Source organism: Lentibacillus sp., assembly GCF_035301675.1.
Lineage (GTDB): Bacteria > Bacillota > Bacilli > Bacillales > Amphibacillaceae > Lentibacillus.
The window spans coordinates 1-24,657 of the sequence record NZ_DATGTT010000033.1 but is presented as its reverse complement, the minus strand read 5'-3'; the positions used below and the strand labels follow the sequence as shown (position 1 = coordinate 24,657).

19 protein-coding genes, 1 pseudogene and 1 riboswitch are annotated in these 24,657 nt (G+C 43.3%); of the genes and pseudogenes, 6 read left to right on the top strand and 14 right to left on the bottom strand.

The genetic code is table 11. The annotated features are described in order from the left end of the window. Positions 1 to 251: 251 nt before the first annotated feature. Together VK097_RS05155 and VK097_RS05150 are read left to right on the top strand one after the other, a co-directional pair. Entirely contained in the window at positions 252 to 1,310 is a 1,059-nt protein-coding gene (locus VK097_RS05155) for a YeiH family protein (RefSeq protein WP_324210737.1), read from the top strand. A gap of 380 nt (positions 1,311 to 1,690) precedes the next feature. After that, the gene (locus VK097_RS05150; protein ID WP_324210736.1) at positions 1,691 to 2,578 is read left to right on the top strand and encodes a fructose bisphosphate aldolase; all 888 of its coding nucleotides are present in this window, start codon (positions 1,691 to 1,693) and stop codon (positions 2,576 to 2,578) included. 87 nt (positions 2,579 to 2,665) lie between these two features. Here the strand turns inward: VK097_RS05150 and VK097_RS05145 are convergent, their stop codons facing one another. From VK097_RS05145 to VK097_RS05100, 10 genes are all read right to left on the bottom strand, one after another. After that, positions 2,666 to 4,153, bottom strand: coding sequence for an APC family permease (locus tag VK097_RS05145; protein WP_324210735.1), 1,488 nt, complete (start codon positions 4,151 to 4,153; stop codon positions 2,666 to 2,668). A 337-nt stretch (positions 4,154 to 4,490) separates the two neighbouring features. Continuing rightward, positions 4,491 to 6,266, bottom strand: a complete 1,776-nt coding sequence (gene xsc, locus VK097_RS05140; RefSeq protein WP_324210734.1) for a sulfoacetaldehyde acetyltransferase — start codon at positions 6,264 to 6,266, stop codon at positions 4,491 to 4,493. Positions 6,267 to 6,332: 66 nt separating this feature from the next. After that, positions 6,333 to 7,229, bottom strand: a complete 897-nt coding sequence (locus VK097_RS05135; RefSeq protein WP_324210733.1) for a selenium metabolism-associated LysR family transcriptional regulator — start codon at positions 7,227 to 7,229, stop codon at positions 6,333 to 6,335. A gap of 45 nt (positions 7,230 to 7,274) precedes the next feature. Then, positions 7,275 to 8,630, bottom strand: a complete 1,356-nt coding sequence (locus VK097_RS05130) for an aminotransferase (RefSeq protein WP_324210732.1) — start codon at positions 8,628 to 8,630, stop codon at positions 7,275 to 7,277. Between the two features lie 33 nt (positions 8,631 to 8,663). Beyond that, complete coding sequence (gene ald, locus VK097_RS05125) at positions 8,664 to 9,797, bottom strand: alanine dehydrogenase (RefSeq protein ID WP_324210731.1); 1,134 nt, start codon at positions 9,795 to 9,797, stop codon at positions 8,664 to 8,666. 211 nt (positions 9,798 to 10,008) lie between these two features. Then, entirely contained in the window at positions 10,009 to 10,731 is a 723-nt protein-coding gene (locus VK097_RS05120; RefSeq protein WP_324210730.1) for a GntR family transcriptional regulator, read from the bottom strand. A gap of 213 nt (positions 10,732 to 10,944) precedes the next feature. Further along, complete coding sequence (locus VK097_RS05115; RefSeq protein WP_324210729.1) at positions 10,945 to 11,742, bottom strand: energy-coupling factor ABC transporter ATP-binding protein; 798 nt, start codon at positions 11,740 to 11,742, stop codon at positions 10,945 to 10,947. 6 nt (positions 11,743 to 11,748) lie between these two features. Next, on the bottom strand, positions 11,749 to 12,582 hold the full coding sequence (locus VK097_RS05110; protein WP_324210728.1) for an energy-coupling factor ABC transporter ATP-binding protein: 834 nt from the start codon (positions 12,580 to 12,582) through the stop codon (positions 11,749 to 11,751). Next, positions 12,579 to 13,346: an energy-coupling factor transporter transmembrane component T family protein gene (locus tag VK097_RS05105; protein ID WP_324210727.1), complete on the bottom strand. Its 768-nt coding sequence runs from the start codon at positions 13,344 to 13,346 to the stop codon at positions 12,579 to 12,581. Before VK097_RS05105 ends, VK097_RS05110 begins: the two co-directional genes overlap by 4 nt. A gap of 12 nt (positions 13,347 to 13,358) precedes the next feature. Beyond that, on the bottom strand, positions 13,359 to 13,958 hold the full coding sequence (locus tag VK097_RS05100; RefSeq protein WP_324210726.1) for an ECF transporter S component: 600 nt from the start codon (positions 13,956 to 13,958) through the stop codon (positions 13,359 to 13,361). A 220-nt stretch (positions 13,959 to 14,178) separates the two neighbouring features. Between VK097_RS05100 and VK097_RS05095 the strand changes: the two genes are divergently transcribed. Genes VK097_RS05095 through VK097_RS05085 form a run of 3 tightly spaced genes read left to right on the top strand, consistent with a single transcriptional unit; the run spans position 14,179 to position 17,888 of the window. Beyond that, the gene (locus VK097_RS05095) at positions 14,179 to 15,084 is read left to right on the top strand and encodes a MurR/RpiR family transcriptional regulator (protein ID WP_324210725.1); all 906 of its coding nucleotides are present in this window, start codon (positions 14,179 to 14,181) and stop codon (positions 15,082 to 15,084) included. 10 nt (positions 15,085 to 15,094) lie between these two features. Then, a complete protein-coding gene (murQ, locus tag VK097_RS05090; protein WP_324210738.1) occupies positions 15,095 to 15,976 on the top strand; it encodes an N-acetylmuramic acid 6-phosphate etherase in 882 nt (293 codons plus the stop codon). Beyond that, positions 15,969 to 17,888, top strand: a complete 1,920-nt coding sequence (locus tag VK097_RS05085) for a glucose PTS transporter subunit IIA (RefSeq protein WP_324210724.1) — start codon at positions 15,969 to 15,971, stop codon at positions 17,886 to 17,888. Before murQ ends, VK097_RS05085 begins: the two co-directional genes overlap by 8 nt. A 160-nt stretch (positions 17,889 to 18,048) precedes the next feature. Here the strand turns inward: VK097_RS05085 and VK097_RS05080 are convergent, their stop codons facing one another. The 4 genes from VK097_RS05080 to VK097_RS05065 form a co-directional block, all read right to left on the bottom strand. Beyond that, a complete protein-coding gene (locus VK097_RS05080; RefSeq protein WP_324210723.1) occupies positions 18,049 to 18,681 on the bottom strand; it encodes a DUF7986 domain-containing protein in 633 nt (210 codons plus the stop codon). Between the two features lie 205 nt (positions 18,682 to 18,886). Continuing rightward, a complete protein-coding gene (locus tag VK097_RS05075; RefSeq protein WP_324210722.1) occupies positions 18,887 to 20,119 on the bottom strand; it encodes a threonine synthase in 1,233 nt (410 codons plus the stop codon). Positions 20,120 to 20,992: 873 nt separating this feature from the next. Then, positions 20,993 to 21,805, bottom strand: coding sequence for a hypothetical protein (locus tag VK097_RS05070; RefSeq protein WP_324210721.1), 813 nt, complete (start codon positions 21,803 to 21,805; stop codon positions 20,993 to 20,995). A 490-nt stretch (positions 21,806 to 22,295) separates the two neighbouring features. Next, on the bottom strand, positions 22,296 to 23,960 hold the full coding sequence (locus VK097_RS05065; RefSeq protein ID WP_324210720.1) for a peptide ABC transporter substrate-binding protein: 1,665 nt from the start codon (positions 23,958 to 23,960) through the stop codon (positions 22,296 to 22,298). A 111-nt stretch (positions 23,961 to 24,071) separates the two neighbouring features. Continuing rightward, positions 24,072 to 24,175, bottom strand: a riboswitch (TPP riboswitch). A gap of 217 nt (positions 24,176 to 24,392) precedes the next feature. On the opposite strand from VK097_RS05065, the pseudogene VK097_RS05060 reads away from it, so the two are divergent. Beyond that, positions 24,393 to 24,657: pseudogene (locus VK097_RS05060) on the top strand (DUF2569 family protein); the annotation flags it as partial.

Genomic DNA, 24,657 nt, shown 5'->3' with positions numbered 1-24,657 from the left:
TGCCACGTCCGGCTCCAGCGCCCAGCGACTAGCGTGACTTCCTTCACCTCCGTCCGATAAGTCAACAGCGGCTCCCTATGGTCGCCGTGTTTCCTTTATCTCCTGCGGTTCAGTCCAGTCCGTACGTCGCTAAACGGGCGCCCCGAGCCTTTGTTCTTATATTATCACGTTTTTTTATCATCATCATTATAATAATTTATTTCTCTTATCATTAAACCTCCCTTATTCTAGAGATAGGAGGTGCTGCTATCATGTCTTTAGGGAATGCGACCAATCAGGCTGAACCGGTATACCATGAGCCTGAGGGACAACAACCTTCTAACCAAAAGAAATACTGGGTTGGAGGTGTTGCATTTACATTTTTCATCGCACTGCTGGGTTATTTACTTGCACTTGTGCCCGGTTTTGCATATGTCGGTCAACTAGCCTGTGCCATTATTATTGCGATTGCTTACCGGCAAATATTCGGCTATCCGGAAGCTATCAGAGCGGGTGTGACATTTTCAGCCAAGAAACTGCTCCGATTAGCCATTATTCTATATGGACTCAGATTAAATATTAATGTCGTGCTAAGTGATGGTCTGGGACTGCTTTTAAGGGATGCAGCGGTTATATTATTCGCCATTTTATTAATGGTTTGGCTTGCGAAAGTATTTAAAGCGGATTCATCGATTTCTCTGTTACTGGGGGTTGGAACCGGAGTGTGCGGAGCTGCTGCCATCGCTGCCGTAGCACCCATTATCAAGGCAAAAGATGAAGATACGGCAATCGGTGTTGGCATTATTGCTCTAATGGGAACGATTTTTTCAATCGTTTATATCTTATTGCGCCCAGTCCTGCCTTTCGAAGCTATCGATTATGGCATATGGTCGGGCATAAGCTTGCATGAACTCGCCCATGTGGCACTCGCGGCTGACCCGGCAGGAGGAGATGCGCTGGCCATTGCTTTACTCGCAAAATTGGGCCGTGTGTTTTTGCTTATCCCATTATGCTTTATCCTCATTTACTTTATGAAAATTAAAAACAAAGGATCCGAACAGTCAAAAACAAAAGTCGCCTTCCCATGGTTCTTGCTTGGATTTATTGTGCTTAGTATTTTTGGCACTTATGTCCTTGGGGAATCGATTCCGGTAACTGAAGGGGTCATGAACGGAATCTATTCACTGACAACATGGCTATTAACGGCGGCGATGGTCGGACTCGGTCTCAGCGTGAGCTTTAATGACCTGCGTACAAAGGCAGTAAAACCATTGATTGCTATGATCATAACATCTGTTCTGTTATCTGTTTTCGCGTTTATTATTGTTTAGAACAAAGGCGCGGGGCACCCGTTTAGCGATGTACGGACTGCGCTCAGCGCTGCAGGTGGATCGGCGTTGCCGCGCATCGCGGCTGGTTTTAGCCGATCTTCCCCACTGGCCGCAGGAGATAAGGCGACCATAAGTAAAATTCGCCATTATTCCCTGGGAAATAACAAATCACACTTAATTTCATCTCCTCCTTCAGAATCTAAATATTCTGTATAAATTGAATATATACTATCAGACCTGCTGATATACAGAATCATGTGTATGACTATATCCAAACTTCTTTTCATGATATAATGTTGCTGTAGATTGCTTTTCTCCAAATACATAAATTACCTCAAGCAGATAAAGGTAATTTTATCATGATAAAAGGAGTGGAAATGATGAACCAGAAACACTATGAACAAATGAAAAACGGAAACGGTTTTATCGCTGCACTTGACCAGAGTGGCGGCAGTACGCCAAAAGCACTGGCTCTATATGGTGTAACTGAAGATCAATATTCCAACGAAGATGAAATGTTTGATCTGGTACACGAAATGCGCACGCGTATCATCACAGCACCTGCTTTCGACAACAGTCACATCATCGGTGCGATCCTTTTCGAACAAACAATGGACCGCGAAATCGAAGGCATGTATACAGGTGATTATTTGGCCGAGAAAAAAGGCGTTGTTCCATTCTTGAAAGTGGATAAAGGGCTTGCTGAGGAATCAAACGGCGTACAGCTGATGAAGCCGATCGATAACCTCGATGAAACGCTTAAACGTGCGAATGAGCGTCGTATCTTTGGAACCAAGATGCGTTCCGTTATTAAAGAAGCCAACCCTGAAGCGATCAAAGAAGTTGTCAATCAACAATTTGAGATCGGCAAGAAAATTATCGACGCGGGACTCATGCCGATCATTGAGCCTGAAGTTGACATCAACAGCTCTGAGAAGGAAAAATGCGAGGAGATTATGAAAGCAGAAATCCAAAAACACCTCGATAACTTGGGCCAAGACGAGCATGTCATGCTGAAGCTGACGATCCCAACTGTTCCAAACCTGTTTAAAGAACTGATTGAGCATCCGAATGTTGTCCGTGTCGTCGCGCTTTCCGGCGGTTACCCTACAGACGAAGCAAATCAAAAACTGAAGGAAAATAACGGACTCATTGCCAGCTTCTCCCGTGCACTGACTCAGGATCTGAACGTTAATCAGTCAGATGATGAATTCAATAACGAGCTTAAAGAAGCAGTTAACTCCATTTATGAGGCTTCGATTACGTAGAATGTTAGTCGAAAAAATCCCCCGGCGCGAAAAATTGCGCCGGGGGATTTTTGTATTATCCTATTCTTCGCAAGCAAATCACTTCTTTCAACCAGTCACTTCTTCACCATCTTCAACATCATCTTTCGGCTCTTTACCTAGAATAAGATATTCAAGTCGCTCCCTCGGTATTTTTCTGAACTCCGGACCTTTAATAAGATAGAATGTAACGCCAAGAACGACCCATATAAACAGCGCTATTAGTGAAGGCATTCCCATGAACGCAGGTGAGTTTGGAATCAGCAATAAGCTTAAAAAAACAAAACCAATCAATGCCCCTGTCATACTTAAACTTTTCTTGAAAGGCGCCGTTACGGAAGGCATATGTTTGTTCTTATGGTTAGCCATGGATTTCTCCGACCATTTAAACAATTTGAACGCAACGACGCACGTATAAATATAAGCAATCGTGACGCCAACTGAGGACATATCGACAATCCAAGTCAATACTTGCCGTCCAAACCACGGCGATATCAAACAAACCGCACAGGTAAAAATAATACCTGCATAAGGTGTGTTATATTTCGGGTGCAATTTGGTAAAAACACGTGGTATGATACGGGCACGCCCCATGGCAAACAGCAGTCGGCTGCTCGATACAAAAAAACCATTTAATCCAGTAAAGACACCCATCGTCAATGCGAGTGCCAGTATTATGATGCCGATATTCCCGAACAGCCCTGACATAACATCACCGGTGCCCCATTGCGGCTGTGAACTGGTCAGCTGCTCCCATGGCATGTACAATGCTGTTGCAGTGATCATAACCATGTATAGAAGCCCCGCACATAAAAGTGAAAAAATAATCAGCATAAACGCTTTTTTGGGTGAGAAGTTAAACTCCTCTGCTGCCTGGGGTATATTATCAAACCCGACAAATGCCCATGGCGCTATCGCAACAATAAGTATGATGCTTGATATAGCGGATACTTCCGGGCTAAAAACCGGCTGCAGATTTTCAAATGAAGTAGCAGGACTGAAGATAGCGCCTGCCCCCATGAATAATACACCACAAATCATAAAAATCACAAATATGAATTGTAATCTTCCTGATAACGTAGCACCGCGTATGTTCATATAGGCAAACAGAATTAAAGCAGCACTGGCAATCACCACTTCTACAAAGTAGACATCCCATCCTGCCAAACTGTACATAAAGCCTTGCTCAGCCACCACAGGAAAAACATATCTGATCATTAACGCCAGAGCTGAAGCGTTCAGGGCTACGATACACATATAACCTAAAACTAAAAACCATCCGGCCACATAAGCATGGTTGCGATCAAATCCCAGGAAGGCATAAGCAAATTCACCGCCGGAAACCGGGAATTTTTCAATAAGAAAACCATAGCTGACCGCAATGACCATCATCAATGCGGCACCAATCCCAAACCCGATAATCGCTCCCAGCGGTCCTGAACCACTCATCCAAACGGAAGGCTGAACAAACGCGCCCCACCCGATAGCTGAACCAAGCGCAATCGCCCAAACCCAATGTGGTTTCAGCGTCCTTTCCAGTTTTTGTCGTTTTTTCATAATCAATAATCCTCCTATAGGTCAAACCTGGACATATTATGATTAACGTACTTCCTGCATGATACCCAAAAGATAGTCAATACCTGCTATATTCCAGTGACTTTTCACCTCCATCCGTGACACCGCTTTCATTAACCAGTAATATGAATATTATTTTCTTATATGGTAACTGAAACAGAAGTAGTTAACAATAATTATTCGAATTTTCTTTCATCAAAAACCAGAATAACGTTTATTAATAACTTTTATATGATTCACAGCCGGATTATTAAGGAAAAAAGTTTCTTTGATGAAAAAGCTCTCTGTCCAAAATTGGACAAAGAGCTGCCTATCGTTCTTATTTGCCCCAAACCTCATAATCCAGGTGCTTATACTTATCCAGCAGACGTGTTGGCATCTTCAGGGCGTCTTTGCGGAATGGCGGTGCCAGCTGTGTACCGTCGACATAAATGTTCAGTACGGCAGGCTTACGCTTTTTTAATACGTCTTCAATCGCCGGAACGATATCTTCCGGTTTATCGATCGTATAGCCAAGCGCTCCCATTGATTTGGCGACTTCTGCAAATTCAGGCGCTTCAATATTGGAACCGACATAACGGTCATCATAGTAATCAACTTGGTTCTTCTTCTCAGCGGCCCATGCTTTGTTATTAAACACACACGCAATGACCGGGATATTCTGTTCAACGGCTGTACTCACTTCATGCAGACTCATGCCCCATGCACCGTCACCGACGATCGCAAAAACAGGTGCATCCGGTTCGGCCAGCTGGGCGCCAAGTGCTGCCGGATAGGCAAAGCCGGTGTTGCCGAAAGTCAGTGCCGCAATATGACGGCGGGTCTGGTTAAATTGCAAATAAGAATTCGCTGTCGATGACACGTTACCGATATCGGATGATACAATCGCATTTTCAGGCATCGCCCTCGTCATCTCAAGCAAGGCACGTCTTGGGTTGATCGGATTGCCATCTTCCATCGCCGAATCCACCAATTCCTGGTCCCACTCTTCTTTACGCTTGGTCACAGCCTGGATCCGCTCGTTATCCTTTTCAGGTGATGGCAATACCGATGTCAGCTGACGGTAAATTTCATCACTGGCCGCTTTCGCATCACCAATGATACCCACTTCAACCGGATGTGTCCGTCCGATCTGGCGCGGATTGATATCGATTTGAATGATGTTGGCATGTGTCGGGAAGTAGTCGATATCATAGCACGGAAGTGTACCGAACTGTGACAGGCGTGTGCCAATGGCAAGGACGACATCGGCCTCCTGCAGTGAATACATGGCAGATTTAGCTCCCATATAGCCGATCGGTCCAACCGCAAGCGGATGATCGGCCGGAAACGCATCATTATGCATATATGCCGTCGCACCGGGTGCTGTTAAATGTTCAGCGATTTTCACAACCGAATCCACACCATTCGCATCAACTGCCCCGCGGCCGGAAATAATCGCCGGATTCTTAGCATTTTTGAGCAGCTCGACAGCCTGCTCAATCGATGCCGGATCACCGACGCCGCGTTTATCGGCACGGTACTGATGCGGCTCCAGAATCACGTCTTCTAATTCACCATAAAACAAATCACGCGGGATATCGAACAGAACCGGGCCTCTCTCGGCGTAAGCAATCCGGAATGCCGTCCGCAATTTATCGGCAACTTTGTTTATATTCGTGACTTGTACTGTTTCTTTCGTAATATCCTTGAAAATCGATACCTGATTGGCTTCCTGGAAACCGTCCATCCCAATCGCATTGGTGCCGGCAGACGGTGAAATGACCACCAGCGGACTGTGCGCCTGATTCGCTGCCGCAACGGACGTCACCATGTTGGTGATCCCCGGCCCATTCTGACCGACGATGACCCCTGCTGTTCCGGAAACACGTTCATACGCATCTGCCATGTGACCGGCACTCTGTTCATGGCGCACCGGGATAAAACGGATGCCCGCTGACGGGAATAAATCGAGCATATCCATAAACGCTGATCCGACGATGCCGTAAACTTCTTTAATATTTTCCGCCACAAGTGTCTCGACGATCGCTTCACTTGGTGTCATTTTCTGTTTCTGATTCACAGCCTGCTTCATTTCTTCTGTTTGTTTGACCATAATTTGAGATCCTCCTTAATAGTTATTATGATGATTGCCTGCTGGCTCATCAGCCATAAACGTCTCTTATTCCTTTGCAATCGCCTGCAATGTTTCCAAAAAGAGCTCTGTTGATGATTTCAGCACGTGGTCTTTCCGGTGGGCGATATAAAAATGCCGTTTTAATTTCATGTCTGTAATGGAATAGGCTCTTAACAGTCCCAATTCCTGTTCTTTTTTAATCGCATTTTTCGAAATAAACGAAACGCCCAGACCTGATTCAACCACTGCCTTGATTGCCTCGGTACTGCCCAGTTCCATGACAATCTGCAAATCATCATTTGTCAGTCCTGCTTTTTCGATATAATGATTGACGACAGAACGTGTCCCCGAGCCCTCTTCCCGGAAAATCAGCGGCGACTGCCTGACTTGTTCCATGCTGATATGCACATCATCGCCCGTAAAGTAATCGGGGGCAGCAATTAAAACAATTTCATCCTCCAGGAATGGCTTCAGATTGATTTGGCTGTCTTCTATCGGTGTTTCGATTAATCCCACATCAATAAATTGGTCTTTGATCGAGCTGATCACCTGATGGGAATTTGCGATTTTCACCTGGATTTGAATCAGTGGATATTCCTCTTTAAACTGCTTGAGAAATTCCGGCAAAATATATTCCCCGATCGTTAAGCTGCACCCCATGCCTAATTCGCCGTACGTCATGCTTTCCATCTGCGTAATCTCTTTACGGGCAGAGTCATTCATCTGCACAATTTCTCTGGCGTATTTCAGCAAAATTTTCGCCGATTGGGTGATCTCAACTTTTTTCGTTGTTCGCTCAAAGAGTTTTGTCCCCAGTTCCTCTTCCAATGATTTAATTTGCGATGTTATTGTCGGCTGTGTTACATACAGTATTTTGGCAGCTTCTGAAAAACTGTTCTTTTCAGCCACAGCGATAAAAGTTTTTAAACGTTCATAATTCACGTATATGACCTTCCCATCCAGCGAGTTTGCCACTGCCGTCAAAGATTAGATGTTGTGAATGACGGAGCTGACTGTCTCAATGATAAAATCCAGATCTTCCTCAGAGCTCGTAAGCGGCGGTGCAATAATCAGAATGTTGTTGCCGCCCGGCACGGTATCGCCATTCTTGCCAATAACGAGTCCTTTTTGTTTGCACGCTCCGACAATTTCGCCCATTTTGGCTTCTGATAACGGTTCTTTAGTGGTCTTATCCTCAACCATCTCCATTCCCAGCAAAAATCCGGCCTGCCGTATTTCACCAACGTTCTGATGATTCATAAGATCATGCAATTCAATCAGCTTGGAATTACCAAGATGATTCACCCGGTCCACAATGTTTTCATTCTCAATGATTTCAATATTCTTCAATCCAACTGCACAAGCTGCCGGATGACCGCCGTACGTTGAAACATGGCGCAGGTGTTTGTCCTTTCCTTCCTGTTTAAACGCCTCATAGATTTCAGCTTTGACCGATGTAGCCCCAAGCGGCAAATAACCACTTGTCAGTCCTTTTGCCATTGTGACAATATCAGGCTGCACCCCGGCTGCATGTTTGAAGCCAAACATCTTGCCGGTCCGGCCAAACCCTGACACCACTTCATCCATAATAAGAAGCACATTGTACTTCTCACAAATATCAGCAACACGCTGAATATATTTCATGGACGGGATAATCACGCCGCCGCCTGATATGAACGGCTCCATAATGACTGCCGCTACCGTTTCTTCGCCTTCCCACCTGATCATTTCCTCCATCTCATCGGCTGCGCGCAAATCTTTTTCTTCCGCACTGCCTGAAAATAGGGAACGGTAGCTGTATGGCGGTGCAACATGCAGGAAACCCGGAGCTGACGGATCGTATTTTACCCGGCGGTTAGCCTGGGCAGTAGCACTCATGGCGCCCATGGTCGAACCGTGATAAGCACGGTAACGCGAAATAAACTTATACTTGCCCGGATTGCCTGTTTGCATGTGATATTGCCGGGCGATTTTAAACGCTGTTTCGTTAGCCTCGGAACCGCTGTTGGAGAAAAATGTCTGATATTCAGCACCGAGCATTTCGCTTAGTTTATTAGCCAATTGAATCGCAGGCTGATGATTCATCGTCAATGGAAAATACGATAATTTTTTCATCTGCTCAGATGCTGCATCGGCAATCTCCTGTCTTCCGTACCCGAGATTCAAACACCACAGCCCGGACACGCCATCAAGATATTCATTGCCTTCTTCATCGGTAAACCAAGACCCCTCCCCGGAAACAGCTACCGTCGCTTTTGCATCCGGATTGTATTTATGCATGGCATTCCACAGTTTTGACTCTTTTCCGGTTACTGCCTGATTCATTTCGACTTCTGCCTTCATTTTTCCTCCTCCTTTTCATTAATTTATTCGAAATTATAAAGAGACCGGCTTACCTTCCAGCACAGATTCGAGCGTTTCATATCTCATGTCATGCGTTTCAGCAACCGGCTGATTCGTGACAGCACCATCATGTGTATTGACGCCCTTTGCGAAAGCTGCATTCGTCTTCACGGCTTTTACCAGACCTTTATTGGCCAAAAACACCCCATACTGACTCGTGTTATTGGTCAGGGACATGGTTGATGTCCGCGCAACCGCACCAGGTATATTGGCCACCGCATAGTGCAGAACGCCATGCTTGGTATACGTTGGATCATCATGCGTTGTCACGTGATCAATGGTTTCGATCGAACCGCCCTGATCAACCGCAACATCGATAATCACAGAACCTGCTGACATCTCTTTCACCATGTCTTCAGAGACGAGCTGAGGTGCTTTAGCCCCCGGAATGAGTACTGCACCGATTAATAAATCGGCATCTTTAACGGCTTCGGCGATATTCAGCGGATTGGACATCAATGTATTGACGCTGCCATCAAACATGTCATCCAGTTCACGCAGCCGCTTTGTACTAATATCGAGGATCGTCACATTGGCCCGGGAGCCGAGCGCCATTTTTGCTGCATTCGTTCCAACCGATCCGCCGCCGACAATGACAATGTTAGCCGGTTTGACACCCGGCACCCCACTGAGCAGGACGCCTTTTCCACCTTTATTATTCTCCAGGTATTGAGCGCCAATCTGCACTGACATGCGGCCGGCCACTTCACTCATCGGAGCAAGCAGCGGAAGCGCTCCACTATCTTCCTGAATCGTTTCATATGCAATCGCCGTTACTTTCTTCTCAGCAAGCTGACGCGTTAACTCCGGCTCAGCCGCCAAGTGAAGGAAAGTGAACAAAATTAACCCCTCACGCAAGAAATCATATTCTTCCGGCTGAGGTTCCTTCACTTTCATAACCATCTCAGTTTCCCATGCTTCCTTTGCGGACTGAACAATCTTAGCCCCCGCCGCTTCGTATTCAGCATCCGGGAAACCGCTTCCATTTCCGGCAGCCGTTTCAATCAGCACTTCATGACCGGCATCGGTAAACATGGTCACACCGGATGGAGTCAACGCCACACGTTTTTCTTTATTTTTGATTTCTCTGGGTACGCCAACAATCATTTGAATACCTCCAATCCTCATTAATAACAACGAGCAAATACATAAGGACGTCCGTACCAATTTTTATTTGCTTAAATACAGTATATGGGATTGGATATAGTAATTTCAATATTTTTTGTTAATTCTGTTATTTTAAATGATAATAAGTCTTATAACGCATTATAATTAGTGCGGATTGGAGACAAGAAGCCAGCTGGATCAAGGAATAGGATTACCCGAATTTGCGGGATAGATTCATTTGAAAATTAAACATATCACTGCGGTAATATGCCTTTTCAAACTCAACGGTACTGCCTTCATGATCTTTAATAATCCGTTCAGCAGTCAGTACATGAGACATTTGCGGAATACTCAGATGAACCGCTTCTTCATCAGGTATGATGCCGTTGCCGATCACCTGGCTTGCTTCTGCAAACAAAATACCCAATTCATTTTCTTCAATTTCATAAAGTGTTGTATCATCCAAGTCATACTTGGCAATCGCTTCACCAATATCAATCGGATAGTAATGACATTCAACACCGATCGGGATGTCATCTGCATAGCGGATCCGTTTTATAAAAAAAGCATCACTGAATCCGGCTTTTTCCTGAATATAAGCTTCCGGCGTCATTTTATAGTGGTCAATTAATTTAGCCCCCGGTTTCTTTCCCATTTGCCTGATCATTTCCGTGGTACTTGTAAGATTGCCGAGCCACTGATGAATTGGCTTTATGGATACAAACGTTCCGCTGCCGTGCCGCTTTTCCAAAACACCTTCCCGGACTAGAAGGTTAATCGCTTCACGCACAGTGCTTCTGCTGACATTATAGTCTTCCATAAAATTCCGCTCAGTCGGAATTTGGCCGGTAAGTTCGCCTTCTGCTATCTGTTTTTCGATAATACCTTTTAATTGTACATGCAGTGGAATTGAACTTTCATAGTTTAATTGCACGAAACATGGTCCCCTCTTAGTGTAGTCAATAATTTATGCACTGGATTTAATATTCATCCGTACCAATTTTATAACTTAATAAAACAGTATCCTATATTGGAAAATGTTGCAATGCTTTTATTGATTTTTATTATAACACTTATTACAAACCGACGAAAAAGACACTCTGCTTTACGGAATGCCCTCCAAATCGTATACCTCCCAAATAACAAATTATCCCTTCAATCTCTCAATCAACTCATCCTCCGTCAAATAACTCCCTTCCAGCCCAAATGCTTGCGCGACTTGCATAACCTGTGGCTGTTCAAGAAATGCTTGCTCAAGCACCATTTTGTTCGCAAATACCTCTCTTGACGGACCATCCAATAGCACTTTGCCTTGATTAAAAACAATTGCCCGTTCAAAGACCTCTGCGGCAAAGTCCATATCATGGAGAATACACAACACAAGTTTTCCGTGATTGCGAAGTTCTGAAATGATGTCCTTAATCGTTTCCTTGCCCGCAAAATCCTGCCCCATTGTCGGCTCATCGAAAATAACGACGTCTGTATCCATCGCCAGGACAGAGGCAATCGATATCATTTTCCGCTCGGATAAACTTAAGTCGTAGGGATTATTGCCGCTCCGGTGTTCAAGGCCAACTTTCTTAAGCGCTGCCAATGCTTTGTCACGGGAATCGCGCTCATTCCGGCCGAGGTTCAACGGTCCGAACATGACTTCATTAACCACCTTGTTTTTAAAAATCTGGTCATTTGGATTTTGAAACACCATCCCGACATATTTCGCCAGATTTGCCGCGGTAGAATCTTTCGTATCCTGACCATTTAACGTAATAACCCCTTCGTCCGGCTGCAGCAGTCCTTTCAGCAGCTTCACAAATGTGGTCTTGCCTGCACCGTTCTGACCGACAATCGCGGTTGTCTTGTCATTCAGGCGCAAATCGATTCCTTTTAAAACGCGGGCATCTGACGTATATGAAAAATGCAGACTATCAATTTTTAATTCTGTCATCGTTTATCACCAATTTTCACGGGAAATCTCCGCAAGTGTTACAGGATACTCGCCGGATTGCGCGTCTTTTATCCCCAGTGCCTTTGCGACTCTGGTAACCACCGGTGCAGCGATCCCGAACTCCAACAGATCATCTCTGGAAAAGACATTTGCCGGTGTGTCATAGTCGATTATTTTTCCATTATCCAATAACAGCACTTTGTCCGCATACTGTGAAACCTTCTCCATCTTATGTTCGGCCATGATGATGGTAATGCCTTCATTAGTGAGATTCTCAACAACCTTGAAAACTTCCGCTGACCCTTGAGGATCCAATTGGGATGTGGGCTCGTCCAAAATCAGGACATCCGGCCGCATCGCAATCACACTGGCAATCGCAACCCGCTGCATCTGCCCGCCAGACAAATCAAACGGATTGTTATCTTTAATAGCTGTAATATCAAGCAACTCAAGACTTTCATCGATCCGGGAGATCATTTTTTCTCTTTCAATTCCGATGTTTTCCAAGCCAAAGGCAATCTCTTCATATACAGAATATTTGGAGCCGGTCATCTGTGAAAATGGATTTTCAAACACGAGACCGATATTGGCAGCAATTTCACCCATGTCGTGCTGTTTAATTTCCGCCCCGTCAATCAGAACCTTTCCGCCGTAAGCACCTTTAAAAAAGTGCGGAATAAGCCCTGACAGCGCGAAACACAGCGAGGACTTTCCTGCCGTATTCCGCCCGATCAGCCCAATGAATTCCCCCTTCTCCACCTTGAATGAAATATCATCAAGGACAAGCTTATCTGTATCCGGATATTTATATTTCAAGCCTTCGACGTCAACGATGCTCATAGTAATATCCTCCACATAATCGCAGCAATCAGCCCGGCTGCCAGTAACAATTGCATGACTTTCCGGTACGGGTATTCCTGTGATTCATTTAAAAATGTCTTCTTCCCTTTAGTATTAAAGCCCCGCATTTCAAGTGCAATCGCACGTTCACGGGTATCATTCAGTGAATTTAGCACGACAGGTCCGATTAACGGAAAAAATGCTTTCAACCGAACAAGCAGGTTCCCCTCTGTCTCCATCCCTCTTGAACGCTGGGCATCGGTTATTTTCGCCATTGTCGCCCGCATTTGCGGGATAATTTGCAATACGGATAAAAAAACATACCCGATTTTAGGTGACATCCCCTTTTTTATTAAACGCTCAATCAATTCATCAGGTTTGGTTGTCAAAATCAGCACACCAAATGCACTCAGCATGTTGATTACCCGGAGTGTCAGCAATGCAGCATATGACAAGCCTTCCTGATAAAACGTAATGACTCCAACCGAAAATAGAATGGTTTCATTATCCGGATGAAACATCCCCTGTACAATAATGATTGAAATAATCAAAATGATACTGATTGCTATGATCGGCAGAATTTTTACAAATACTTTTCCGAGAACAAGCAGCAGCAGACTGAACGCTGCGACCAGCAATACAAATTCATGTGCCGGAACAATATACGTCGCTGCAATACTGACAAAAACATACAGCAGCTTTGTCAGCGGATCTATATTGTGTATAATCGAATTCTTTTCAACATAGAGTGTCATGGAGCCCATGGAATCAACCTCTTATAATTCTTCTATTTCATCACTTCGATAAATGTTCGTTAGTGTATTCGGCAAGCCCCTAAAAATCAGATAACTGATAATAACCGTAGCCACTTTATCCGGAACATCGACGACAATGCTGTCACCAAATGATGCAATCCAAACAGGAAGATCCATTGAGATCAAATACGCATAAAATGCATCTCCCCAAACATTCCCGGTTTGTCCTCCCCAAAAAATAATGTTTAATGGTGTTGATACGATCGCAGCTACAAAACCAACAACAAGACCGATCACAATCGCCTTTTTAATAGTGGCGATCCATCCTTTATACGCCATCATCCCGACCACCAGTCCAATGACACCGCTTGTAATCGCATAGACCGTCGATATTGGATCCACTGTAACCCCATAAATAAGATTATTGATAATACCTGAAGCAGCTCCAATAATCGGTCCGGCCAGCATTGCCGCCAGCACTGTCCCGATAGAATCAAGCCAGAGCGGCAGCTTGAGCAGTCCGGCAAATAATTTGCCAAGATAATTGATGCCAATTGCTGCCGGAATCAGCACAATTGCAGCTGTTGACAGCTTCAGTGACCACATACTTCTTTTACTCATATTCCTCTCCCCCTTTGTATACGCATATGACATAATGTTCGACAAGAAAACGCAAAATCCTGTCAGTGCCGTAATGTTTGTTTATTCAGAAACTCATCTTCAGTCACCAAATCAAAATTTCAAAATCTGAAACTTTATACCAAAATATTTCAATAAATTGATTTTTTATATCAGAAAAGATACCATAAAATGTGAAAGCGCTAACGTCAAATGGCTGGAGGTGTTCACACTGGAAGGTGTTCTTTATAAAGTGAGGGAATCACTTAATTATGTTAAACCATCAGAAGGAGCTGTAGCGGCGTATATTTTGGAAAATCCGGACAAGGCAGTTACCATGACCGTCAATCAGCTTGCAAATGCCAGTTACGCCAGCCCTTCTGCGGTTATGCGCTATTGTCATTCACTTGGCTACAACGGCTTTAAGGATTTTAAATTAAAATTATCCGGCGATCTGGCCGTCATAAATTTACACGACCTTGAACAGGAAACGTTATCACCTGGCGATTCCATCGATAAAATGATGTCGGTCATTACCAATACAAATATTCAATCATTATACAGTTCGCTGCAATTAATCCAAAAAGATCAATTTGAAACAGCATATGAATACCTGATCAACGCAAAGAAAATTGACTTCTATGGTGTTGGCTCCAGTTTTTTGATTGCCTATGATGCGATTCAAAAATTCATGCGCATCAATAAAGCCTGTACAGCTTACAGTGATTTTCATATGCAGAAAGTATCGGCGGTCAACCTGAATGAAGATGATGTAGCCGTCGCTATTTCATACTCTGGTGCAACACAGCAAATTATTGATTGTGTCAAAATCGCCCAATCTAAAGGCGCAAAAGTGATAGCAATTACGAAATATGCAGATTCTGATTTGAGTGAAATAGCAGATGCTGTATTATTTGTTGCCGCCCAGGAAGATGAATTCCGAAGTGCTGCCATGTCATCGCGAATTGCTTCCTTAAACGTGATCGACATGCTCTACACAGCATGTGCGTATGAGGATTACGACAATTCCTTAGCCCATTTAAACCAAACTTATGAAATCATACAGCAAAGCCAGAGGGAGGATATCGGAAGTGCCCGAAACAACAACGAGAACAACAGAAAAACGTAATGATAAAACCATGAATTTGGATGAAATGAGTACTCATGACATTTTACAGGTGATGAACCAGGAAGATAAAAGCGTTCCGGAAGCAGTAAACAAAGAAATAAACCAAATCGAAAAAGCTGCTTCAGCAGTCATTGATTCATTCACCAATGGCGGCAGGCTCATTTATATTGGAGCTGGCACAAGCGGCCGTTTGGGAATTCTTGATGCAGTGGAATGCCCGCCGACATTTGGAACGGATCCTGAAAAGGTTCAAGGGCTTATCGCCGGCGGTCAGGAAGCTATTATTGAGGCAGTAGAAGGTGCTGAAGATGATCCTGAATTGGCTGCAGTCGACTTGAAAGAGCTGTATTTAAATAAAAAGGATACCGTCATCGGCCTCGCTGCCAGCGGACGCACACCTTATGTCATCGGCGGATTGGAATACAGCAACAAAGTCGGTGCTCACACTGCATCAATCAGCTGTAACAAAAAGGCCCGGTCCAGCCATTATGCGGACATCCCAATCGAAGTTGAAGTCGGACCCGAAATTTTAACAGGATCAACCCGGTTAAAAGCAGGGACTGCCCAAAAACTCGTTGCAAATATGATTTCAACAAGTGCCATGATTGGCATCGGGAAAGTCTATAAAAATCTTATGGTCGATGTCCAATTAACCAATAAAAAACTTATTGAACGGGCAAAAAATATTATTTCCCTTGCCGCCCAGGTTGATAATGATACCGCTTCCGCTTATTTGAAGAAATCCCATCAAAATCCAAAGGCGGCGATCATTATGATCAAAAGGCAATGCAGCTATGAAAAAGCCAATAAGTACCTGGAACAGGCAAATGGCTTTGTACGCGAAGCTATCAGAATAGCAAACAACAAGGATGGTGAAACCAGCGATGAATAATCAAAAATTAGCCCAATCAATTGTTGAGAATCTTGGCGGTGAAAACAATATCACCAACCTCACCAATTGTATAACACGATTGCGGATCGATCTCAAATCACGCAACAACGTGGATTTGGAAGCTATTAAACAATTAGAAGGCGTCCTGAGCGTCATCGATCAGGGAACAATTCAAATCGTCCTCGGTCCCGGCAAGGTAACAAAAGTCGCCAACGCAATACACGAAAGCACGACAATTGATGTGGATGTTGAAGACGAAAATGACGACAGCGAATTTGATATGACATCTGATACAAAGGCAGCTTATAAAGCCAAACAAACATCAATGTTCCAGCAATTATTCAGACATATCGGCAATATCTTCGTTCCGATTGTTCCCGGCCTGGTCGCGTCAGGTTTAATGCTCGGAATCGCGAACCTGATAACGAACCTGGCCAATCCGGACGCAGGCATATTGGACCCAGCCGTTCTCGAGTCGGACTGGTTCATGCTGCTGCAGGCAATCGGCAATCTCCTGTTTGGATCGCTCGGCGTATTTGTCGGTATTAATACAGCAAGAGAATTTGGTGGCACCATGGTTCTCGGCGGTATCGCAGGTTTACTGATTTATGCACCGGTTTTAGGTGACATAGGCTCCTTAAGTTTATTTGGCCTGGACCTGAAACTCAGCTCAGGTCTCGGCGGTCTGTTAGGTGTTATTGTAGCCGCTTATCTGTTTGCACAAATTGAAAAATTTATTCGCAAACGGATGATAGACAGTCTGGATCTTGTTCTAACGCCACTGATCACCGTTATGATCGGCTCAATTGTAACGATTGTGGTTATTCAGCCGCTCGCAGGATTGCTTATGGACGGCATTACATGGTTCCTAGTTGATGTCATGCTCCAAGCAGGTGGTATCATTGGCGGATACGTACTGGCAGCAACATTCCTGCCGCTGGTAACCGTTGGCATGCATCAGGGATTAATCCCCGTGCATCTCGAGTTAATAGATCAATTTGGCTCAACGACACTGCTTCCTATTCTCGCCATGGCAGGCGGTGGACAAGTTGGTGCTATGATTGCCATTTATATCAAAGCCAAAAACAAACGTCTGAAAAATACGGTCGCAAGTGTCCTGCCTGTAGGATTTCTCGGCATTGGTGAACCGCTTATTTACGGTGTCAGTTTGCCGCTTGGCCGGCCGTTTATTACAGCGTGTCTGGGAGCCGGATTCGGCGGTGCGTTCTTATCTCTGTTTGAAGTGGGCGCCATCACGGTCGGGCCATCTGGTGCTGTTTTAATTCCACTTATTGCGGACAACAAATATTTATTGTATATTATCGGACTTGTCATTTCTTATATCGGCGGATTCGTCCTGACCTATCTGTTTGGCTACAAAGAAGAAATGGTCCACAAGCTTTATGGTGAGAATACTGACGAAACGGAAAAAGCAGATGCGGACGAACCCGAACAGCAAGCAGAGATTTATATCAGCAGTCCATTATCCGGTGAATTGCGACCTTTAAATGAATTAGACGATGAAGTTTTTGCCAAAGAAGCAGTCGGCAAAGGAATCGCCATTTATCCAAGTGAAGGTAAATTATATGCGCCTGCCAATGGCAAGGTGACAACCGTCTTCCCAACTGGACATGCCATTGGATTAACAACCGATAGTGGTGTGGAAATATTATTGCATATCGGGCTGGACACCGTTGATATTAAAGAAAACGTATTTGAGCTAAATGTGTCAAAGGATGAAGAGGTTGATACAGGCCAGCTTTTATGTACATTTGATATGGATGCGATCACCAATAAAGGATTTGATCTGACATCACCTATTGTCATTACCAATTCCGACGCCTATGAAACGATTAATCCTGTCAGCCAGAAACACATTGAGGCTGGAAATAGATTGCTGACAGTAAAGTAGCGAGAACGGGAACAGGATGAGGCCTGTTCCCGTTTTTAATTGCTTTCTCCAAGTTAAAAGCCCAATCTATAGCGATTTTCTTGTAATCTATAGCGATTTTCGACTAATCTACAGCACAATTGCATTTCAATCATCTGCCTTTCCTATCAATCCATGTTTATCATTCGACTTCTTCTAAAGCCGCTGGTAATCCATCCCGTCTGTTTAAGTCGAAAAAAGCAAGGAAGCGTTTATCGGATACATTCCCTGTCTTTATTTTTTTGATGATTTTTCGGCTTCTTCTGCGCAAATATTCCCGGTGATCAGCATCAAATAAAAACATCAGCCCCGATGTCATACTGTAAGACTCCAAATGATAAAGCCTTGTACATAGCAGAACATTTTCATTGATTGTTTGACTTAACGAAAAATCGATAACCTCATGAGTTAATGAAGGATTCAGAATATCGTTAAGCCGGATCGTGTTGCTTTCCCGATCGACATGTTCAATTTCATAAAGTGAAACTTCCGAAGCTTTCATTATCCTAAACAGCTTATTACTGTCTTTGCTTTCCCGGCTTTTTTCCAGGTACGCTGACAGAGAACTTTTCCCATCTATGATTTCTCCATGCACCATAAAGTCGAAAAAAGCGTCTCTTTCAGGATATGACTCAAATACAATGCGGCTGTTCTCAAGAATCCCTATAGACTCCGCAACTTTATCTCCATAACCTTTATCAACATCGTTTAGTATCATACTATGCATTTCACGAAACTTTTCACGTGTTTCTTTATATTCATCTAAGAAACTCATCTAAAAATCCTTTCTATTATTCTTATCAGGACAGAGAGGCGGGACAGAACTGTAGAAAGACAAAACACCCGGGGCAAGAAGCATGACCCTTCGTCCAAGTAGCCTGCATAAATTATATTATTCCACAGGTTTTAATTTTACCGGAGCGGCTGTTTCAATAAGATCGCCTTCTTCGGCAATAAAGACATAATCTCCGTTTCCAAAATCACTTTGCAAGACCCTCATCCACTTTCACGATTGCATCGTCTTTCTCCAATATCTCCGGCCTCACTTGAACCGTGTCCGGATACTTGATGCCGGCTCCTGTGTTCAAAGCCACAACTGTTTCGTCCGCTCCGATCCATCCATTTTGCCGCAATTTGCGGACAGCCACGAATGTCGCAGCGCCTTCCGGACAAATAAAGCTGCCTTCCATGTTTGCGATTCTCTCCTGTTCCTTAACCATCGATTTATCATCTACGGCGACCGCACAGCCATTGGTATCATAAATGGCATCCAAAACAAGAAAATCACCCAATGCTTTTGGAACATTGATGCCAAATGCAAGCGTCTCGGAATCGTTCCAGTATTCGGATTCGCGTTTTCCTTCTTCCCAGGCCTTGACTATCGGAGCGCATCCTGTTGATTGAACAGCCACTAATCTCGGTAGCTTCCCTTTGACCCAGCCTAAAGCCTTTAATTCTTTCAAAGCCTTATAGATGCCAATCAAGCCCACGCCGCCTCCTGTAGGGTAAAGGATGACATCAGGCATTATCCAATTGAGCTGCTCGGCGATTTCCAGCCCCATCGTTTTCTTGCCTTCAATCCGGTAAGGTTCCTTCAATGTGGATGCATCATACAAGTTGTAATCTTTAACCGCTCTTCCGACAATCTTGCCGGCATCACTGATGAGACCATTCACTAAATAAAGATTTGCTCCCGATAAAGCAACTTCACTTCGGGTAATTTTCGGTGCGTCATCCGGCATCACAATGGTCGATTCCATGCCTGCTCTGGCAGCATACAGCCCCCATGCAGCACCGGCATTTCCATTCGTCGGCATAGCCAGTTCCTTAACGCCGACTTCTTTTGCTTTCGATACCCCGACAGCCGCTCCCCTTGCCTTGAAGCTGCCTGTCGGGATCAGCCCTTCATCCTTCATGTACAAATTCTCAACGCCCATATTACCGCCAAGTTCACTGAACGGGGTTAATGGCGTCATACCCTCACCCAATGAAACAACATTGGATTCTTCCTCAACCGGCAGTAATTCATGATAACGCCATAGCGTTGGTTCTCGTGATGGCAATTCATCTGGTGTCACATTTTTCGCTACTTCATCCAGATCATAGTCGACCAACAAAGGCGAACCGCACGCACAAAGCTGATACTGTTCCCGGGTGCCATACGTATTCTCACATTTCGGGCAGTAAAGATGCGAAATGTAACTGTGCTTCATAACATCCACTCCTGCATTCATAATTTGTGGGGAATATGACAACAGACGCCACACCTCAAGCATACAGTCGCACATCCCTGTCATAATCGTTCAACTCTATAACATTTCGCTAAAAGTCAGTGAAAATCCTTCTTTTGTGGTGTAATGCACCCAGCCCTCACTTCATAACTATTATCGAAGCAAAATTGGGTTCGGGGTATAGAGAGGAAAAATAGTTTTTATTAGGCAGAATATACCTCTTTTTCCATGTTCATTTTGATTATAGGGGTGAGAAAGATTATTTCTGGTCATACTATATCTTGGCTAGTGAATTTACCAATCAAGCAAGGTCATATGTTATTGATAAACCAATTGAAATTAACAATGGAGATGAATTGATACGTCTGGTTGAAGAGGTTACTGAAACTGCATAAAAAGAAACACTCACTCATAAAATAAATTAAAACAAAGGTGTTAGGAATGATATCATGACCAATAACAAAGAAAACTATATTAAGAGTCGTTATATTGACACTAAACAAGCTAACAAAAAAAACAGGCTTTTTAATGGCTTCCATATCCAAAAAGGGAAAAGAATAGCACGACCATTTCCTTCGTTTTATCCCAATCAGGATAACATTTAAAAATTCCGCTGACACTTAATCAGCGGAACTTGTTTTTATATCTGATTTTGTATAGCTCGTTAATCGTTCTAGGTCTATTGGTTACATCTTTAGACTTTTTAAGTCCATATCTTTCTTGAATTCGACGAATATGGGGAGACATGCTTTTTTGATCTTTTGAGACATGTTTTTCTTTTACCGCCATACAAACACCTCTCTCTATTTTTAGAATACCATATTTCACAATGAAACGTCTATATAAAGTCGATTTTTAACCCAGCAAATTATTTTTAGTCATTATCTGGATCATAATTACTGTATCAAATAGTACAGTCGCATAGCCAAGAATACTTTCAATCGTTTCCTGATCATAAATATCAAATGGATGCTCATACCCTCTACGAACGACCATTACTAAGTCCTGTGTATCGGATACTGAAATTGATCCAACAAGCAAATTTTCCCCGTTGATTAATCTATTTCTAAAAATAGTATTAGATTTAACTGGAGATTGCTTTTTTATTGCATTGAAAAGTTTCCCTTCCTTTCTTCCCGCTAATTCATTGAAATTTATCACATCAACTTCTAGAGTTAATTCATCATTATATTCCAACGCACTATTTTTATAACTGTCTGCAAGAAACTGCAGCACTTGTTTGAATTCTATTAAATTATTTTCTAATAAATATTTCACATTGTCAGTATGGTTCTGCAGCATTGTTGAGGTATAAAGGAATTGATTAGCTATTTGTTTTTCTCTTGCGGTATCGAATTCCAATTCCATTCTAAAGAAACTGATACGTTTTAAGGGGACCATTGTTACAAGATGGATGAATAAAGTACCTAATGCTAACATAAGCACTGTGGCAAGCATACCTATAAAAATTGGTCTGGCAAAATGTTCAACAATCGTTGTTGGATTTTCGAACATGGGAGTGCCTCTATAATAAATGTACATATGAATACCAATTCCAATTGCACTTAATACCAAAATTGCCATTAAAATAAAATATATCTCTTGCTTCCGTTCATTTAACCAATTAATTATACGGTGAACAAAATAGAAGAAAATATTTTTATACAAGTCAGAAATCAACCTCCCTTGTTTACTAATAATGAATCTACCAAGCTTAGTTATATATTAGAACAAACGTTCCTTATTGTAAAGCGCTATCATAAATACTTTTATATTTAGTTCTATCATATATTTTCAAAAACCCAATCGAAAACGTAAGCTAAGGGGAATTGAAGCACAAAAAAGAGGGGCCCAAAACTACCCGTCTGGCGGTATCTTGAATCACCCGCTTACTGCAATTATATCGACCTTTTCATCTCAGCTAACTGTCTAACACTATCAAGTAAGACATTGATGAATTTGGCATCCCGGCAACCTGTTATGGTCCGACCGGAGATAAAATGCATGACATCGAGGAATATGTTGAACTGGAATCTATCAAAACGGCTACAAAACCATACCCGCTTTTATCCTTGAGTGAGTCAAACGGAAGAATAGGGACAGGCTTCATAACCTGTCCCCTATCTACTAAAGTAACCAATCCCCACTTTGTCCGATTCTATCTTTCTACATCAATCCATTTATAATTATCCGCACTGACCTTATAAGTAATCAAATTAGTCACATCTTCTTTTTGCAAATAGGCCGTACTGGTTTGATAGAGCGGGACAAGTACGGCACTCTCTTCAATCAGTAATTGCTCCGCTTTTAACAGAGAGTTCCAGCGCTTCATCGGCTTATCTGCCAAGGAGGATTTGGACTTAAGGACCAGCTCGTCATATTCCTCGTCCGAATAACCCGTATGATTGCCTGGACTATCGGTAATAAACAAGTTCAGATAAGTCATCGGATCCTGATAGTCGCCGCCCCACCCCGTTAAAATCAGCTCGAAATTTTGATTTACGTTTGCATCAACATGCTGTTCGGGCGGCACATTTTTAATCGTGATTGTCAGCCCTGGAAGCCTGGACTCCCACTGATATTTGAGATTTTCGGCAATGGTTTTCGATGAGCTGGAATCGGATGTGGTCAAAGCAAACTCCAATTCATTCTCATCCAGCTCCTCTAATCCTTGCTGCCAATGTTCTTTTGCCTTATCTGCATCATACTGGACCAGTTCGCCATTTTCCGCGCGAAAATCCTCGCCGGTTTCCGGGTTTTCCGATATCCCTTGAGGTACCGTGCCATACAGAACGGTTGAGCCGTTATTGAGAATGTCGTTGACGATAACTTCCCTATCCAATGCCATATTTAATGCTTTTCGGATATTTAAATTGGCAAGATGCGTCTGCTTCCCATCTTTTCCCTGGTTCATTTTCAAAAATCTGACCCCGCCCGTCAAAAAGGTATGGTACTCATCATCTGATGCATACCGGTCAACAAAGTCACCCGTCAGCTCAACGTGATCCAGCTGATCGTTATTGTAAAGATCGACCGCAGTTTGCGTATTTTTCACAACGTTAACCTCGATCTTGTCAACGTTGACAGCATCCTTGTCCCAGTACTTATCATTTTTTTCGTAAGTCCACGTATTCCCGGTGCCGTTCCAGTCGTCCAGGACAAATGGACCATTATACAAGGTATGTTCGCTGTCTGTTGCGTATTTATTCCCCTGTTCTTTGATGAACTCCTCGGGCTGCGGAAAAAATATGGCTGTCGTCAGTAAATCCTTAAAATAGGGGACCGGCTCCTCCAGCGTCACTTTTAATGTTTTCTCATCCAGTGCCTCGACACCAAGTTCATCAACTGGTTTGTTGCCTTTTAAAATTTCCGACGCGCCTGCAACGATCTCCTCAAATTGTGGTCCATATGCGGCACCTGTATTCGGATCAACTGCCTTTTTCCAGGCATATTCAAAATCGCCCGCGGTAACCGGGGAGCCATCCGACCATGTCGCATCTTTCCGTATTTTGAATGTATATACCCGATTATCATCACTGACCTCAGGTTCACTTGCCGCCATTGCCAATTGTGGCTCGCCATCTTTATCAAGACGGTACAACCCTTCAAATACCTGATTGATGACATTAAAGCTAAAGTCGTTGTCAGCCATTGTTGGATTCAATCCGGGAATTTCACCGGGCGCACTCAGCTGAACCACTTTTTCTTCTTTTTCGCCTGTTTCCCCTTCAGACGCTGTTTCCTCTTGTCCCTCCCCACTGCAAGCGGTTAATACAAGCAGAAACAGCAGTAAAACCGGTAACAAATTTCGTATGTAATTCATCACGCTTCCCCCTTCTTATTCGTCAGGCCTTAAATCTTTGTCCAATAACAAATAACAAACTGCATCCCCGTGAGAATGCAGTTTGTTTATATGCAAAGCAGTATTAAATAACTTTATACAAACACACTTCCCCACGCCGGTATTATCCAGATCGAGTGCAAAGGGTCAGAACGCATTATTCTTCTCAGCCATAATTAGCTCCCCCAGTGCTTTACCACTTATGCAATTGTCAATGTGTCTATATTAACATGAAGAAATCTATTTTCAAGTAGTCTTTGTCTCTAAAGTGATGACTCTACTTATTTAAGGCAGCCCAGGTAAATTACAGTTAATTTATTAATCTATACCAGAAATTACCCCGTTGAACAGTAGAAGGAAAATCCCGGGTTTGCTATACTGAGTTTAAATTGTGTAAAAAGGAGGGGGTTATCTGTGAACGAAAAAATGGCAAAAAATCAGCCTGAATTTGAAACCGAATCTCGTTATGCAATCATAGCAGGATGGCTGATTATCCCGGCAATTATGATCCTGTTCAATCTGACTACGGTAATGTATGTTGTCTTAACGTTCAATCCGGCCGATTTAGCAGGTTACGATTTATTTATATACATAACAGACTTCGTTCTTGCTTTCTTTTATCTATTCATAATATACACGTGGATTAAACGGAAACGAATATTGCCAAAACTAATGATAG